The 14,661-nt window shown below is 67.3% G+C and carries 13 protein-coding genes and 1 pseudogene; 7 read left to right on the top strand and 7 right to left on the bottom strand.

Going from position 1 to position 14,661, the window contains the following annotated elements:
• The 3 genes from B1A78_RS15805 to B1A78_RS15795 form a co-directional block, all read right to left on the bottom strand.
• On the bottom strand, positions 1–962 hold a 962-nt coding region (locus B1A78_RS15805), incomplete at its 3' end, for a M56 family metallopeptidase (RefSeq protein WP_218667989.1).
• A complete protein-coding gene (locus tag B1A78_RS15800; protein WP_077147881.1) occupies positions 959–1,327 on the bottom strand; it encodes a BlaI/MecI/CopY family transcriptional regulator in 369 nt (122 codons plus the stop codon). The genes B1A78_RS15805 and B1A78_RS15800, both read right to left, overlap by 4 nt.
• Before the next feature lie 357 nt (positions 1,328–1,684).
• Positions 1,685–2,119: an Rrf2 family transcriptional regulator gene (locus B1A78_RS15795; RefSeq protein WP_077147880.1), complete on the bottom strand. Its 435-nt coding sequence runs from the start codon at positions 2,117–2,119 to the stop codon at positions 1,685–1,687.
• A 103-nt stretch (positions 2,120–2,222) separates the two neighbouring features.
• Between B1A78_RS15795 and B1A78_RS15790 the strand changes: the two genes are divergently transcribed.
• Both B1A78_RS15790 and B1A78_RS15785 read left to right on the top strand, forming a co-directional pair.
• The gene (locus B1A78_RS15790) at positions 2,223–2,618 is read left to right on the top strand and encodes a group III truncated hemoglobin (RefSeq protein WP_077147879.1); all 396 of its coding nucleotides are present in this window, start codon (positions 2,223–2,225) and stop codon (positions 2,616–2,618) included.
• 35 nt (positions 2,619–2,653) lie between these two features.
• On the top strand, positions 2,654–3,103 hold the full coding sequence (locus tag B1A78_RS15785; RefSeq protein WP_077147878.1) for a globin domain-containing protein: 450 nt from the start codon (positions 2,654–2,656) through the stop codon (positions 3,101–3,103).
• Between the two features lie 14 nt (positions 3,104–3,117).
• Here the strand turns inward: B1A78_RS15785 and B1A78_RS15780 are convergent, their stop codons facing one another.
• The 4 genes from B1A78_RS15780 to B1A78_RS15765 form a co-directional block, all read right to left on the bottom strand.
• The gene (locus B1A78_RS15780) at positions 3,118–3,966 is read right to left on the bottom strand and encodes a GGDEF domain-containing protein (RefSeq protein WP_077147877.1); all 849 of its coding nucleotides are present in this window, start codon (positions 3,964–3,966) and stop codon (positions 3,118–3,120) included.
• Positions 3,967–4,089: 123 nt separating this feature from the next.
• A complete protein-coding gene (gene grxD / locus B1A78_RS15775; RefSeq protein ID WP_077147876.1) occupies positions 4,090–4,419 on the bottom strand; it encodes a Grx4 family monothiol glutaredoxin in 330 nt (109 codons plus the stop codon).
• Between the two features lie 49 nt (positions 4,420–4,468).
• Positions 4,469–4,702: a BolA/IbaG family iron-sulfur metabolism protein gene (locus tag B1A78_RS15770; RefSeq protein ID WP_077147875.1), complete on the bottom strand. Its 234-nt coding sequence runs from the start codon at positions 4,700–4,702 to the stop codon at positions 4,469–4,471.
• Positions 4,703–4,712: 10 nt separating this feature from the next.
• A complete protein-coding gene (locus B1A78_RS15765) occupies positions 4,713–5,036 on the bottom strand; it encodes a DUF1476 domain-containing protein (RefSeq protein ID WP_077147874.1) in 324 nt (107 codons plus the stop codon).
• 290 nt (positions 5,037–5,326) lie between these two features.
• Here B1A78_RS15765 and B1A78_RS15760 point away from each other — a divergent pair, with 290 nt between their 5' ends.
• The 5 genes and pseudogenes from B1A78_RS15760 to B1A78_RS15740 all read left to right on the top strand — a co-directional run.
• Positions 5,327–8,347: a CHAT domain-containing protein gene (locus B1A78_RS15760; RefSeq protein ID WP_256838640.1), complete on the top strand. Its 3,021-nt coding sequence runs from the start codon at positions 5,327–5,329 to the stop codon at positions 8,345–8,347.
• A gap of 4 nt (positions 8,348–8,351) precedes the next feature.
• Complete coding sequence (locus tag B1A78_RS15755; RefSeq protein WP_077147872.1) at positions 8,352–10,442, top strand: adenylate/guanylate cyclase domain-containing protein; 2,091 nt, start codon at positions 8,352–8,354, stop codon at positions 10,440–10,442.
• On the top strand, positions 10,429–11,190 hold the full coding sequence (locus B1A78_RS15750) for a hypothetical protein (protein ID WP_077147871.1): 762 nt from the start codon (positions 10,429–10,431) through the stop codon (positions 11,188–11,190). Before B1A78_RS15755 ends, B1A78_RS15750 begins: the two co-directional genes overlap by 14 nt.
• A 183-nt stretch (positions 11,191–11,373) precedes the next feature.
• Positions 11,374–13,197, top strand: coding sequence for a ShlB/FhaC/HecB family hemolysin secretion/activation protein (locus tag B1A78_RS15745; RefSeq protein ID WP_083734225.1), 1,824 nt, complete (start codon positions 11,374–11,376; stop codon positions 13,195–13,197).
• A 28-nt stretch (positions 13,198–13,225) separates the two neighbouring features.
• Positions 13,226–14,661: pseudogene (locus tag B1A78_RS15740) on the top strand (hypothetical protein); the annotation flags it as partial.

Here is a 14,661-nt window from a genome sequence, read left to right as displayed (position 1 = left end):
GGCACCAGCGTCGCAGTGGTGGCGAGCACCGCCAGCGTCGCACCGCCGACGAGCAGTCGCCCGACGAGACCGCGTTTTTTCGAAATATCCTGCTGCATCAGCATCGTCAGTCTCTCCTGCAAATTGTCGTGGACCGCCATCGGCGCCGCGAGCGACAGCCGCGACCCAACCGCCGCCTTGGCGATCGCGGTGGCATAGCGCGCGGTGCGCACGTTGCGCGGCGCGCTGTCGGCGAGCGCGAGGACGCGCGCGTCGCACGCGGCCTCCTGGTCGAAGCGGAAGGCGCGGATCGCGCGCCAGGCAAAGGGGTTGAACCATTGGACCGAGAGCAGCAGCAGCGCCGCCGCATTGGCCCACAGGTCGCCGTGGCGGTGGTGCGCCAGTTCATGGTCGATCGCCAGCGCGCGCTCCTCGGCGACATAGCGCGCGAAGAAATCCTGCGGCACCGCGACATAGCGCCGCCACAGGCCAAAGGCGACGGGGCCGTCGACGGCCTCGGTCATCACCAGCCGGATCGTCCCGATCGGCTCGAGCGTCACCGCGCCGGTCAGAACCGAGCGGCGAAAGCGATGGTGCGACACCATCGCCGCAACCAGCACCGCGACCATGCCCGCCGCCCACAGGGCGAACAGGATGGGCATCAGCTCGGCGAGCGACAGCAGCGGGACCGCCGGCGTTGCCGGTACCGCCGCGACGCTATCGACGGGTGCCAGCATGACCAGCTCGACCGCAGGTTCGGCGGACGCAGGGACCGCGCTCGCCGCAACGGGCACCGCGTCGGGCTGGGCAAAGGGCAAGGGCGGCAGCAACAGCCGCAGCGCCGGCACCACCCACAGCGCATAGGTGAGCCCCGGGCCGAAATGGCGCGCAAAAGGCTTGCGGATGAGCAGGATCACCAGGACGAGCGCCGCGGTCGTGACCAGCGTGTCGCCCCAGGCCTGAAAGAACATCGCGGCGCTCATGACTTGAGCTTCCTCAGCAGCGCCTCGATCTCGGCGATGTCGGTGTCCGACAGCGCCTCGCGCTCGGCGAGATGCGCGATCAGCGGGCTGACACGCCCGCCGAACAGGCGATCGACAAAGCGCTGCGATTCATCGCCGACGGCGTCGGCGCGGTCGACTGCGGGGCTGTAGAGGAAACGTCGGCCCTGCGCCTCGGCGGTCACCGCGCCCTTCTGGACGAGGCGTGCGACGAGCGTCTTGACCGTTGCGAGCGTCCAGCCATTGGCCGCTCCGACATTTTCGGCAAGATCGGTCGCGCTCTGCGGGGCTTCGTCCCACAGCGCGGACAATATCTGCATTTCGGATTCGCTGGCGCGTTCTGCCATCGTGGAACCCCTCCCTTCGGCCTCATCTGCAACACGACTACAAATGTAGTCAATAGGCTGAACCGATCATGAATGAAGCTGAACGCCGCACGGGCATCCAATCTGTCGGGATTTTTGACACCCGGCAATGTCGGTAAGGAATCGCTAACCAGCATATCCCGCACAAAAGCGCGAACGGCCGAAACTGGCACGGCCCTTGTATGGTATCAGATGTTCCCGAGTGTTCCGCTCAAAGGAGCGGTGGGGGACATCAGTCTGGTCCCTGATGTCCCCTGCCCCCACTCAAGAACACCCCACTTACCCCCGACGCGACGGGGGGCGGAGCGGCCGAAAGGCCCCGCCCCCCGGACGCTCTTTTCACTTCCTCCGCAATTCTCCGCCGAACAGCGCGGCAAAGGCCTGACGCTTGTGCAGCAGGTCGGCGAGGCTGTAGCCGTCGAGCACCTTCATGAACGCCGCCAGCGCCTCGGCGAGCGCGCTCGTCAGTCCGCAGGCGGGCGCGATGATACAGCTGCCGCAATCGACCAGGTCGAACCCCTCCTCGGTATGGCGCACCACCGCGCCGACATTGATCTCGGCCGCCGGCCGCGCGAGCCGCACGCCGCCGAAGCGCCCACGGACGCTTTCCAGATAGCCCGCGTTCACCAGGTCGTTGACCACCTTCATCAGGTGGTTCTGCGAAATGCCATAGGCGCGCGAAATCTCCGAGATCGGGCTCAGCCGCTCCTCGTCCTGCGCGCCCACATAGAGCAGCACGCGCATCGCATAGTCGGTGTAGCGCGTCAGGCGCATCGCACATCCTTCGAAAATCCGTCCGCCACCATAATATGTATTTTTGTTGCATGTTTCAAATCGTGCATATACATGTACATCAAATACATGATTGGAGCGAGTCGTGACACAGGACTGCCAGATCGATGAAGCCGCGCTCGAACGGCTGGTCCCGGCTTTTTACGCCCGGGTGCGCGCCGATACCCTGCTCGGGCCGCTGTTCGACGATGCCGTGCACGACTGGCCCGACCATCTCGAGCGGCTGGTCGCCTTCTGGTCGTCGGTGATGCTGACGAGCGGGCGCTACAAGGGCAGCCCGATGGCGGCGCATTTGCGCCACCGCGCCGCGATCACGCCGACGATGTTCGACCGCTGGCTCGCCATATGGGCCGACACCACCGACGCGATGATGCCTCCCGCCGCCGCAGCAGCGCTGCAAGCCAAAGCCGCGCGCATCGCCGAAAGCCTGCAACTCGCCCTCTTTTTCCGTCTTGGCGACCCCGGTCGCCGCGCCGCCTGACCCCGTTCCCACACCCCACAGAAAGGGCCAGTCCCATGCGTACCGCCTCTCCCGCCGCCATGGCCATCGTCAAAGCCACCGCCCCCGCGCTCGAAAAGCACGGGCTCGCGATCACCACCGCCATGTATGCGCGCCTGTTCGAGAATGCGGACATCGCCGCGATGTTCGACCGCGCCGCGCAGGAGAGCGGCGAGCAGCCCAAGCGCCTCGCCGCCGCGATCCTCGCCTATGCGAAGAATATCGACAAGCTCGCCAACCTCGGCCCCGCGGTCGCGCGCATGGTCGCGCGCCATATCGAGACCGGGGTAAAAGCGGACCATTATCCCTATGTCGCCAATGCGCTGCTCCCCGCGATCCGCGATGTGCTCGGTGCCGAGGCCGCGACCGACGAAGTGCTCGCGGCGTGGGGCGAGGCCTATTGGATGCTCGCCGACATGCTGATCGCCGCCGAATCGCAGGCCTATGCCGAGGCCGAAGCGGCCTGAGACCGTGCTTGCGGTCAGTCCGCGACGCGAATCAGGTTCCGGCCCGCTTCCTTGGCGTCGTAAAGCGCCTGGTCGGCCCGCCGCGTTGCCTCGCTCAATTCGGTATAGCTGCGCACGCTCGCGACGCCGCAAGAAACGGTGACGGGGCGCCCTTCGATCAGGAGAGCCGGCGCATTGCGCAGCGCCTGTTGCAACCGCGCCAGGATGTCTTGTGCCTGCTGCGGCGGGGTGCCGGGGAAAAAGACGATGAACTCTTCGCCACCCCAGCGCCCCGAGATATCCGATCGGCGCAACTGGCTGGCAAGCTGGTCGGCGAAGTCGGTCAGCACCTGATCGCCGCGGTCGTGGCCATGTTCGTCGTTCACCTCCTTGAAGTGATCGATATCGATCAGCGCCACCGCCGACTCGCTGTCGTGCGCGAGCAGCGGGGCGACCGAGTCGAGGAAGCCGCGGCGGTTGCGCAGGCCGGTCAGCACATCGCGCTCGGCCGCGTCCTTCAGCTTTTCGACACGCCGCGCATTTTCGCTCGCCGCGCGCGCGACGCCATGGAGGAGACGCCCGACCAAGTCCTCGCCGCCGACGGGAACGACATCGATCGGCCGCCCGCCCTGGACATCCTGCAACAACAAGGTCGCACGGTGGATCGGCGCCAGCAGCGCCGATACAGACAGGATCGCGCCGATCGTACCGATCAGCGTCGCGACCAGCAGGACGGCGAGCAGGGTGAAATCCCATTGGTCGCGCCAGGCCTGGAACGCGAGGCCGGCGAGCAGCGGCAGGTGGACCGCGCCGAAACAGATGGCGAGGATCCGGCGCTCATAATGGCGCGGAAACAGGAAACGCGTCGCCTGATAGAACCGCATTTCGCTTACCCCCTCAAAACGACCGAGGAACCGAAACACCCGAGTTCAGCGTTCCGTTGCAAGGGCATAAAAAAAGGTGCGATACCTATGGGTTGCGCGGCATCTTTGCCCGCACGCGGCGGATTATTCGGCGCGCGCCGGGATGTCGGCGACCAGCGTATGCAACTCGCCGGCTTCCCACATTTCCATCATGATATCGCTGCCGCCGACGAATTCGCCCTTCACATACAACTGAGGGATCGTCGGCCAGTCCGAATAGTCCTTGATGCCCTGGCGGATCTCCATGTCCTGAAGGACATCGACGGTGTCATATTCGATGCCGAGGCGGTCGAGCATCGCAATCGCGCGCGAGGAAAAGCCGCACTGCGGGAACAGCGGCGTGCCCTTCATGAACAGGAGGACGGGGTGGTCGCCGACCAGCTTGGCGATACGGTCGTGGGTGGCTTCGGTCATGTGCAGTCTCCGGTGGGGCGCGACGCCGCGCCCGAAAATCATCTGGTCCCTATGAAGGAACGCCGGTGGTCAATTGCAAGGCATGAAGTTCGCCGCCCATCCGTCCGCCGAGCGCGGCATAGACCGCCTTATGCTGGGCGACGCGGGTCATGCCGCGAAAGGATTCACTGACCACATGCGCTGCATAATGGTCGCCATCGCCCGCAAGGTCGGTGATGACGACGCTCGCATCCGGAAAGGCCGCCGCGATCATCGCCTGCAGATCGGATTCGCGCATCGCCATCGCGCGGTCCTTACAGCTTGTCCATGAACTGGCGGCGTGCCTCGACGGCCTTGTCGTTGAGCGCGGCGCGGATTTCGGCGTCGCTGATCTCGACCGCCGCGGCGGTCAGGTCGCCCGCGAGCTTGCGGATGACGTCCTCGTCGCCCGCTTCTTCGAAATCGGCCTGGACGACCGCCTTCGCATAGGCGTCGGTTTCCTCGGGGGTCAGCCCCATGCGCTCGGCCGCCCATTCGCCGACCAGGCGGTTGCGGCGCGCGGTGATGCGAAACTGCACCTCCTGGTCGCGCGCGAACTGGGCCTCGAATGCTTTTTCGCGATCGTCGAATGCGCTCATCTTATCCTCTTGGTTGGAACCTGTCCCCTTGCAGATAGGTGGCGCGCACGAGGGGCGCAAGGCGCCTGTGCGCCAGATCACTTCCCTTTTGAATGCGAAGGGTTTAGGGTCCGCGCCAACGGTTATGGGTCGTACCGCAGCAACAAAGACTGCGCCTTGCCGCCATGGAGCTGGCACGGCGCCCTTGCGTTTGTGTTTGGGGGATTGCGCACATGGCCGCTCGACGTCCGTTTTTCTTGCCGTTTCTAGGGATGCTGGCGCTTGCCGCGCCCGGCTCGGCGTCGGCGCAAATGGCGGATCCGACCCAACTCGACAGCTTTGCCATCGGCGACAAGGGCGGTTCGCTGTGCGAGGTCCAGTCGACCGTGCGCGATTCGGTGATCGACGGCATGTTCGACCGCGCGTGGCTGATCGTCTGCCGCGACGCCAGCCAGCCGGTCGGCTATGTCCGCATGCTGCGCGCGACCCCGGCCGAGGCGCAGGCGCGCGTCGATCGCGCGCGCAGCGGCACGATCGCCTGCACCGCGCCCGACAGCTGCATGGTCAAGGACAGCGACGTCCAATGGACCACCCGGATCGAGGGCGACGGCAAGACCAGCTACGCGGTCGAGGGCTTCACCGCCTACAAGGACGCGCTGAACCTAGCGCTCGACTCGATCCGCCAGCGCAAGGTCGTCTCGGGCACGATCAACGTCGCGACGACCTCGATCGGCGGCAATGACGGCTTCGCCCGGACGCTCGCGGGAACGATCGACGTCGACCGCGCGCTCGCCGAGGGCTACCGCCGCAACCACAGCGGCGACTATGCCGAGGCCGCCGAATTTTTCGAGGCGCTGTCGCGCCGCGCGCTCGAGGAACAATCGGCCGCCGACATCGACCCGACCGAATTCACCCTCAACCGTGCGCTCCAGAAATCGAACCTCGGCGAATTCGCCGAAGCCGAGCGGCTGTTCGGCGAAGTCGAGGCGATCCCGACCAGCGATGCCGTCCAGCTGCGCCTGCGCCGCAATTTCCGCGCGATCCACGCGCTCAACCAGCGCGACTATGCCGGCGCCGCCGACCTCCTCAACACCCCGATCCCGCCGCTGACCAGCGCGGTGACGGTGGAGGGCAATGCGGTGACGCTGACGCCCGAAATCGTCGCGGGGGTGAACAGCGGCAGCAACGCCCGCGCGATCCGCCAGAGCTCGGACGACGAGCGGCTGACCCCGCTCGAACGCGCACAGATCATCGACGCGCAGGCGGTCCACCTGCTCGGCACCGTCGAACGGCTGCGCGGAGACCCCGCCGCAGCCAAGGCGGCACAGCTCAAGGGGCTCGCTGACGCGATGGCGGTGCGCGAGGGGCGCGTGACTTCGATCGTGCGCCTCCGCTCGCAGATGCTCGGCGAACTCGCGCTCGCCGAGGAAGCCGCGGGCGACATCGAGGCCGCCGACGCGCGTTTCCTCGAATCGGTGAACGCGCTCGCGGTCGAATATCCCGAAACCAATGCGCTCGCTTCGTCGCGCGCGCGCTATGCCGCCTTCCTCACCCGCCATGGCCGCGATGCCGAGGCGATGACCATCTATCAGGCAGTGGTGGGCGCGCTCGCCAATTCGCAGCGTTCGACCTCGGGCATGGCCAATATGATGGCGCCCTATTACCGCCTGCTCGCCGCGAAAGCCGCGACCGACCCGGCGGCGGTCGCCGACTTCTTCGTCGCCAGCCAGCTTCAGGTCCGCCCCGGCGTCGCCGACACCCAGGCCGTACTCGCGCGCGAATTGTCGAGCGGCAGCGAAGAAGGCTCGCGACTGTTCCGCCAGGCGACGACGCTCAATCGAGACATCGAACGCGCGCGGATCGAGGATGCGCGGCTCGCGCAGATGGTCCCGACCCCTGAAATCAACGCGTTGCGCGCCGACCTCAAGACGCGGCTCGACAATCTTGGCTTCCAGCAGGCCGAAACCGTCGCCTCGCTGTCGGCGTTTCCGCAATATCGCGTTGTCGCGCCGGGCAAGCTCGACCTCGCCGAGTTGCAAGCGGTGCTGCGCCCAGACGAAGCCTATCTCAAGATGCTCGTCGTCGGCGACGCGGTCTATGCGATGCTGATCGATGCCAAGGGCGCGCAGCTGTGGCGCTCGGACCTCAGCACGGTACAGCTCGAAAATGCGGTCGACAGCATCCGCTCGACGATCTCGATCGTCGAAAACGGCCGCCGCGTGACCTATCCCTTCGACGCCGCCACCGCGCGCAGCCTCTATACCCAGTTGTTCGGCCCCGTCGCCGACCGGCTGCCGACGATCGCCAACCTGATCTTCGAACCCGATGGCGCAATGCTGCGCCTGCCGATCAATCTGCTGGTTACCGCCGACACCGGGCTCGCCGACTATGAACAGCGCCTCGTCGACCCGGGCGCCGACGCCTTCGACATGCGCCAGATCGCCTGGCTCGGGCGGACGACGCGCCCCAGCACCGCAGTGTCGGCGCTGTCGTTCCGCAACGCACGCCAGGCCCCGGCATCGAACGCGACGCACCAATATTTCGGGCTCGGCCAGAACCTGCCGGTCGGCGCCGCCCTGCCCTCGCTCGGTGCACGCGGCGCAGCGGGGGGCATCGACGACAGCTGCCAATGGGCCCCCTCGCAATGGAACCGGCCGATCTCTGCCGATGAGCTCAACACCGCGCGCGCGGCGATGGGCGACCGCGCGGGAACGTTGCTCACCGGCGGCGCCTTTACCGATACCGCGGTCAAGGCGCGCAGCGACCTCAATGATTATCGTATCATCCATTTCGCAACCCACGGCCTGGTCACCGCGCCGCGCCCGTCGTGCCCGGCACGCCCGGCGCTCGTCACCTCGTTCGGCGACAGCGATTCGGATGGACTGCTGACCTTCCAGGAAATCTATGACCTCAAGATCAACGCCGACCTCGTCATCCTGTCGGCGTGCGACACGGCGGGTGCCGCCTCGGTCCGCGCGACGCGCGAAGCGGGCGTGGCGAGCGGCGGCGGCAACGCCCTCGACGGACTGGTCCGCGCCTTCATCGGCGCCGGCGGACGCTCGGTGATCGCGAGCCACTGGCCCGCCCCCGACGATTTCGACGCGACCAAGCGACTGATCGGCGGGCTGTTCGCCGCGCGTCAGGGCGAAAGCGTCGCCGACGCCCTGTGGTCGACGCAGACGATGCTGATGAACGAGAAACAGACCTCGCATCCCTATTATTGGGCGGGTTTCGCGATCATCGGCGACGGTGGTCAGGCGCTGCTCCACGGTGGCACGGCGACCGCCGACGCGTCGCCGGCGGGGGAGGCCACCGGCCGCGCCGCCCGCTGATCCGATGACCGAAACCCCGACGACCCACCCCGAGGCGCCGCCCGAAGCCGCGGCCGAAAAGCGCGCGGCTGTGCCGCTGCGCAAACAGCTGCGGCGGCTGTTCACCCAGCTCGGCTCGGCGCGCATGGCGACGACGCTGGCTTTCCTGCTCGTCGCGGTGTTCGTCGCGCGGATGAGCTGGCAGTTGCCGCTCGCGGGCGACGCCGAACGCGCGCTCTACGACAGCCGCGCGACTTTGATGGCACAGCATGTCGGGCAGGACCCGCGCATCGTCATGATCACCTATAATGACGAAACGCTGTTCAACACCGGCATCCGCTCGCCGCTCGACCGCAGCCTGCTGACCGCCGCGCTCGCCAACATCGATCAGATGGGGGCCAAGGCGATCGGGATCGATATTCTCTACGATTCGCCGCGCCCCGACGACGATGCGCTGAAGGCGCAGTTGCGCGCGATGCAGACCCCGACCTGGCTCGCCTATCTGTCGCAGTTACAGAACCCGACCACGATCCAATATCAGCAGCAGCAGTTCCTCGACGCCTTCCTCGCCGATGTGACCACCGCAAAGACCCACCCGACCAGCGTGCGTTTCCGCACCGACGAGGATGGCGTGATGCGCAACTGGCCCGACAGGCCCAAGGGACTGCCGCCGCTGATGGCCAATGCGATGGCGCCGGTCGACAAGGCGCATGCCGATTACCAGGGCAATGTCCGCTTCCGCCTGCCCGCCCGTGCCGAGGCCGGGCAGGAAGAGCCGGTCTTCGCCAACATCCCGATCGACAGCTTCGCCATCCCGATGGACGCCGAGACCCGCGCGGGGTTCGCCGAGCTGGTGCGCGGTCGTTATGTGCTGATCGGCGGCGACATCGTCGACAACGACCTCTTCACCACCCCGCTGTCGCGCCTGCCCGACCTGCAATCGGGCGAGCGCGAACAGATGATCGGGCTGGAAATCCATGCGCATATGCTGGCGCAGCAGCTCGATGGGGCATGGGCGAATCCGGTTCCGGGCTGGGGGCTGTGGGCGCTCGCCTTTCTGGTCGTGATCGCGGGCGGCCTCACCAGCCTGATCGACCTGCGCGCGCGCTGGGTCGTGCTGATCTTCATCGGCCAGATGCTCTTCTTCCTCGCCTATCCTTTCTGGCTGCAACGGGCCGGGGTCGATACCACCGGCCTGCCCGCCTTCGGCCAGGCGCTCGGCTGGTTGTTCGGCTTCGTCGCGGTCGGATCGGCGGCGCGCGCAGTCGGGTCGCGCCAGCGCGCCTTCGCGCAATCGGCGCTCGGCAAATATCTGCCCGCCGACGTCGCTGAACAGATCATGCGCGACCCCGAACAGCTGTCGCTGCACGGCGAACGACGCAACATCTTCTGCGTCTTCACCGACCTCGAGGGCTTTACCAAATTAAGCCATGCGACGACCCCGGAGACGGTCGCGCGGCTGCTCAACGAATATCTCGACCGCCTGTCGGACGTCGTGCTCGAACATGGCGGGACGATCGACAAATTCGTCGGCGACGCGGTTGTCGCCTTCTGGGGCGCACCGCTCAGCCGCCCCGACGACGGGCCGCAGGCCGCGGCGGCGGCGGTCGCCATGTATGCGGCGGGCGAGAAGTTCCGCGTCGATCTTGCTGCCGAGGATGTGCCGCCGCTCGGCATGACGCGCGTCGGACTCCACGTCGGTGATGCGATCGTTGGCAATTTCGGCGGCGAAGGGCGCATCCAATATACGGCGCTCGGCGACAGCATGAACACCGCCTCGCGGCTCGAGGCGGCGAACAAGAGCCTCAAGACCGGCGTCCTGATTTCGGCCGAGGCCGAGGCGCGCTCGAAGCGCGACGACCTGGTGCCGATGGGCCGGGTGACGCTGCGCGGGCGCGCCCAGCCCGTCGACACCTTCACCCCGCGCGCCGACCTGACGCCCGACCAGCGCGCGCGCATCGCCAAAATGGTTGCGGCACACGCGGCGGGCGATAAAAATCTTTATGTGACCTGCGCCACAGCGCTGGGCGCCGAATTCAGTCACGATACATCCATCCTGTTCTTGATAGAACGACTGAACGAGACCGAAAGTGGAGAAAGCTATGTCCTGTCCTGAGATCCGCACGCGCCGGCTGGGATTGGCCGCGGCAGCCGCCGTCGCCGCGATGGCCGTCACCGCCGCCGCCGCCGCGCAGTCGATGGTCGTCCGCTCGACCGGGCCGTCGGCCTCTAAATATCCCGCCGGGACCAAGCTCAAGAGCACCGACCGCGTGACGCTCGTCGCAGGCGACAAGGTCGTGCTGATCCAGGGCGGCAAGACCAAGACGCTGACCGGCGCGGGCACCTTCACGGCGGGTGCGACGGTGGTCGCCAGCCAGTCGATGGGCACCACCGTCACGCGCATGATGGCCAAACGACCGATGGCGACGCGCGGTGGGGCGACGCGCGAAGCGAACATCGCGCAGCCCGACGAACTGCGCGCGCCGAACCTTTGGTACCTCGACTATCGCGACGGTGGCACCTTCTGCGTCGCCGATCCTGCGACACTGATGCTGTGGCGTCCCGACATGACGAGCGACACCGCGGTGACGATCACCGCCGGCGGCAAGAGCGAGACGGTCGCGATCAAGGCGCTGTCGCAGTTCGGCAAATGGCCGACCGAGGCGGTCCCCGTCGAATATGGCGTCGATTACAGCCTGTCGGTCGCCGGCGTGCCGAAGGCCGTGACGGTGCGCTTCGCGCCGGTGGCGGCGATGCCCGAAACCCCCGATGCGGCGAGCGAAATGCTGCTCGGCAAGGGCTGCACGCCGCAGCTTGACCGGCTGGTCGACGCGATGGCCGAGTCAGAAGCGACGAGCGGTTGAACGGAGCGGGCGGGAATGATTGTACCCGCCCCATCCATCTGATAACAATGGGATGAAAAGCTGCCGTTCGAGCGGCATGTCCTTTCCTTGGGTCGAAAATTCGCACAGCCTCTAGCAGGGCTGCGCATCGTGAATTTGACGTGCGGCGGCGACGCCGCGCGTGGTCGAACGCAAGGGGTGGAGATGAGCGGCAGGGGCAATCAGGGGCAGTCGCGCGCGATCGGGGAACGGCGGCGGACTATCGGGCCTATCCTGGTCGGAACGGGGCTGGTCCTCGCCGCGCTTCCCGTCGCCGCACAGGCGCAATCGCCGGTGCCGCTCGCTCCCACCCGCGAAGAAATCCTGCGCACCCCGCCGCCTGCCGCGCCGCCGTCGAACGAACAGGTCGTCACCGCCGACGACACCATCGAGCGCGCGCCCTGCCCGCTTGCCAATCCCGAATTCGCCAATGTCCGCATCACGCTGCGCAGCGTCGAATTTTCGAATGTCGAGGGAATCGACCCCGCGATGCTGGCGCCCGCCTGGTCCGACCGTGTCGGCCAGGACCTGCCGATTTCGGTGGTCTGCGACATCCGCGACCGCGCCGCGACGGCGTTGCGCTCGGCGGGCTATCTGGCGGCAGTGCGCGTGCCGCCGCAGACGATCGACGACGGCGTCGTCAAGCTCGACATCCTCGCCGCGCGGATGAGCCGGATCGAAGTGCGCGGCGATGCCGGCGCCAATGAAAAATTGCTCCAGCGCTACCTTTCGCATCTCGACGACCAGCCGGTGTTCAACATCGTCGAGGCCGAACGCTATCTGCTCCTCGCACGCGACATCCCCGGCCTTTCTGCCCGGCTGACGCTGCGCCCCGGCGCGGTGCCGGGCGAGGTCGTCGGCGAAGTCACCGTCGACCGCACCGCCGCGATCCTCGACTTCAACGTCCAGAATTTCGGGTCGAAGGATGTCGGCCGCTGGGGCGCCATCGCCCGCGCGCGCGTCTTCGGCATCACCGGCATGGGCGACATGACGACGGTCAGCTTCTATACCACCCCCGACCTCGACGAACAGAATGTCGCGCAGATCGCGCATGAATTCCGCGTCGGCGACGAAGGGCTGAAATTCGGCGCCAGCTATACCTATGCCTGGACGCGGCCGAGCGTCGCGGCGCTGCCGATCAAGTCCGAAACGCAGATCGTCAGCCTCTACACCTCCTATCCGCTCGTGCTGACGCAGGCGCGGCGGCTCAGCATCGGCGGCGGCCTCGACCTGATCGACCAGGATATCGGGTTCGGCGGCGTGCCGCTCAACCGCGACCGGCTGCGCGTCTTCAACCTGCGCGCCGACGGCAGCTGGACCGACCCCGCCTCGATCGGCGGACGCAGCGGCTTCAGCCCCGCCGAACCGCGCTGGTATCTCGGCGGTTCGGTCGAAGCGCGAAAAGGCGTCAATTTCCTCGGCGCCAGCGACGATTGCGGCCCGACGGGCGCCGCCTGCTTCGTCCCCGGTGCGATTCCGCTGACGCGGATCGAGGGCAAGCCCGACGCCTTCCTCGTCCGCGCCAATGCGCTCGCCGAATGGCGACCGGTCAAGAATTTCACCTTCTCGCTCGCCCCGCGCGGCCAATGGGCGGCCGACCCGCTGCTCGCCTATGAGGAGTTTTCGGGTGGCAACTTCACCGTCGGGCGCGGTTTTGACCCCGGCACGGTGATCGGCGACAGCGGCGTCGCGGTGTCGGTCGAGGCGCGCTACGGCAGCCTCGTCCCCGCGAACACGCAAAGCGGCGCGCTCCAGCCCTTCGTCTTTTTCGACGCCGCCTGGGTCTGGAACAAGGACCTCGCCTTCGCGGGACTCAATCCCCAAAAACTCTATTCGGCGGGCGGCGGCATCCGCCTCGCCTATGGCGACGTCGGGCGGCTCGACCTGACCGTCGCGGTGCCGCTCAACCGTGGCGGATTTCTGCTCGAAAAGCCCGATCCGCGCTTCCTGCTCAATTTCACCACCCAGTTCGGCGTGAAGGCGCGCTGACATGACCCATCCATCGAGGACTTCCGCCATGCGTGCCACCGCTTCGATCCAGCCCGTCCGCGTCGGCAAGCCGCGCCTGCTCGCCAGCTGCGCTATCGCGGCCGGGCTGACCGCGCTCGCCCTCGGCGGGCCGGCCCGCGCCCAGGGCGTCGCGGGAAGCGGACAGGTCGTCACCGGCCCCGGCCTCAGCGGCGCAACCATCTCGCCCCCCGGCCCCGGAGCGCCCGCGAACACCACCAACGTCCAGACCACGGGCGCCCAGACGATCATCAACTGGACCCCGACCGACACCGCGGCGGCGGGCGGAGCGATCGACTTCCTGCCCACCGGCAGCACGCTCAACTTCTATGGCACCGGCCAATATATCGTCCTCAACCGCTTCATCGCGATCGACCCGCTCAGCGGCGCGGTGATCCCGATCAGCCGCCAGATCGGGCTCAACGGCACCGTCAACAGCTATATCGGGCCGGCCGGCGGCTCGACGACGCAGGGCGGCAATATCTGGTTCTACAATGCCGGCGGCATCATCATCGGCCGCGGCGCCGCGATCAACGTCGGCAGCCTGGTGCTGACCAGCAACGACATCGACACCACCGGCGGGCTGCTCGGCCCCGCGGGCGAAATCCGCTTCCGCGGCGCCGCGGGCAGCACCTCGGCGATCGAGATCCAGCCGGGCAGCTTCATCGGCGCCTCGAACGGCAATCCGGGCAGCAGCTATGTCGCGCTCGTCGCGCCGCGCATCATCCAGAGCGGCATCGTCAGCTCGGACGGGTCGAGTGCGCTCGTCGCCGCCGAACAGGCCGACATCACGATCAACAACGGCCTGTTCGACATCAATGTGACCGTCGGGGCCGAGGGCGGAGACGCCATCACCCACACCGGCATCACCGGCGGCCCCGCGCACCAGCAGGGCGACACCGACCAGAGCCGCGTCTATATGGTCGCGATCCCCAAGAACGACGCGGTCACGATGCTGATTTCGGGGCAGATCGGCTATCAGGATGCGGTCGTCGCGCAGACCGACCCCGACGGCGCGGTGCGCCTGTCGGCGGGCTATAATATCGTCAACGGCGAGATCGCCGATACCCCCGCCAACGCCACCGCCGCCAATATCCAGATCAGCGACACCCTGTTCGCGAGCAGCGTCGTCGCGCATGCCAGCGGCAGCCTCGCCGCCGCGCCGGTGTCGCAATTGCCCGGACCCGCGCTGCCCGCCGCCCCGCCGCCGGGACAGGGCCGCGTCGTCGTCCAGGGCGACGGCACCTTCATCGGCGATGCCAGCGCCACCGTCTCGGTCGGCAACAACCAGGCGGTCGGCGCGAGCGGCAATTTCACCGTCATCTCGAACGGGGTCGGGGGCCAGCCCGGCAGCGTCGCGGTCAATGTCAATCAGGGCGGAACCTTCGCGGTCGGCGGCAATCTGGCGCTGCTCGCAGCCGGGCGCCCCGACGCGGTCACCGGCAA

The organism is Sphingopyxis sp. KK2 (genome assembly GCF_001990265.1).
Classification (GTDB): Bacteria; Pseudomonadota; Alphaproteobacteria; order Sphingomonadales; family Sphingomonadaceae; genus Sphingopyxis.
The sequence above is the reverse complement of the archived record's forward strand: the minus strand, read 5'-3'. Positions and strand labels throughout refer to the sequence as shown.

What these genes read in the sequence shown, in the direction of transcription:
- B1A78_RS15795 (WP_077147880.1), bottom strand. Translation starts at nt 2,119, where the DNA reads ATGCGCCTGACGCGCTACACCGACTATGCGATGCGCGTGCTGCTCTAT.
- B1A78_RS15755 (WP_077147872.1), top strand. Translation starts at nt 8,352, where the DNA reads ATGACCGAAACCCCGACGACCCACCCCGAGGCGCCGCCCGAAGCCGCG.
- B1A78_RS15780 (WP_077147877.1), bottom strand. Translation starts at nt 3,966, where the DNA reads ATGCGGTTCTATCAGGCGACGCGTTTCCTGTTTCCGCGCCATTATGAG.
- B1A78_RS15760 (WP_256838640.1), top strand. Translation starts at nt 5,327, where the DNA reads ATGGCGGATCCGACCCAACTCGACAGCTTTGCCATCGGCGACAAGGGC.
- grxD (WP_077147876.1), bottom strand. Translation starts at nt 4,419, where the DNA reads ATGACCGAAGCCACCCACGACCGTATCGCCAAGCTGGTCGGCGACCAC.
- B1A78_RS15750 (WP_077147871.1), top strand. Translation starts at nt 10,429, where the DNA reads ATGTCCTGTCCTGAGATCCGCACGCGCCGGCTGGGATTGGCCGCGGCA.
- B1A78_RS15785 (WP_077147878.1), top strand. Translation starts at nt 2,654, where the DNA reads ATGCGTACCGCCTCTCCCGCCGCCATGGCCATCGTCAAAGCCACCGCC.
- B1A78_RS15770 (WP_077147875.1), bottom strand. Translation starts at nt 4,702, where the DNA reads ATGGCGATGCGCGAATCCGATCTGCAGGCGATGATCGCGGCGGCCTTT.
- B1A78_RS15745 (WP_083734225.1), top strand. Translation starts at nt 11,374, where the DNA reads ATGAGCGGCAGGGGCAATCAGGGGCAGTCGCGCGCGATCGGGGAACGG.
- B1A78_RS15800 (WP_077147881.1), bottom strand. Translation starts at nt 1,327, where the DNA reads ATGGCAGAACGCGCCAGCGAATCCGAAATGCAGATATTGTCCGCGCTG.
- B1A78_RS15765 (WP_077147874.1), bottom strand. Translation starts at nt 5,036, where the DNA reads ATGAGCGCATTCGACGATCGCGAAAAAGCATTCGAGGCCCAGTTCGCG.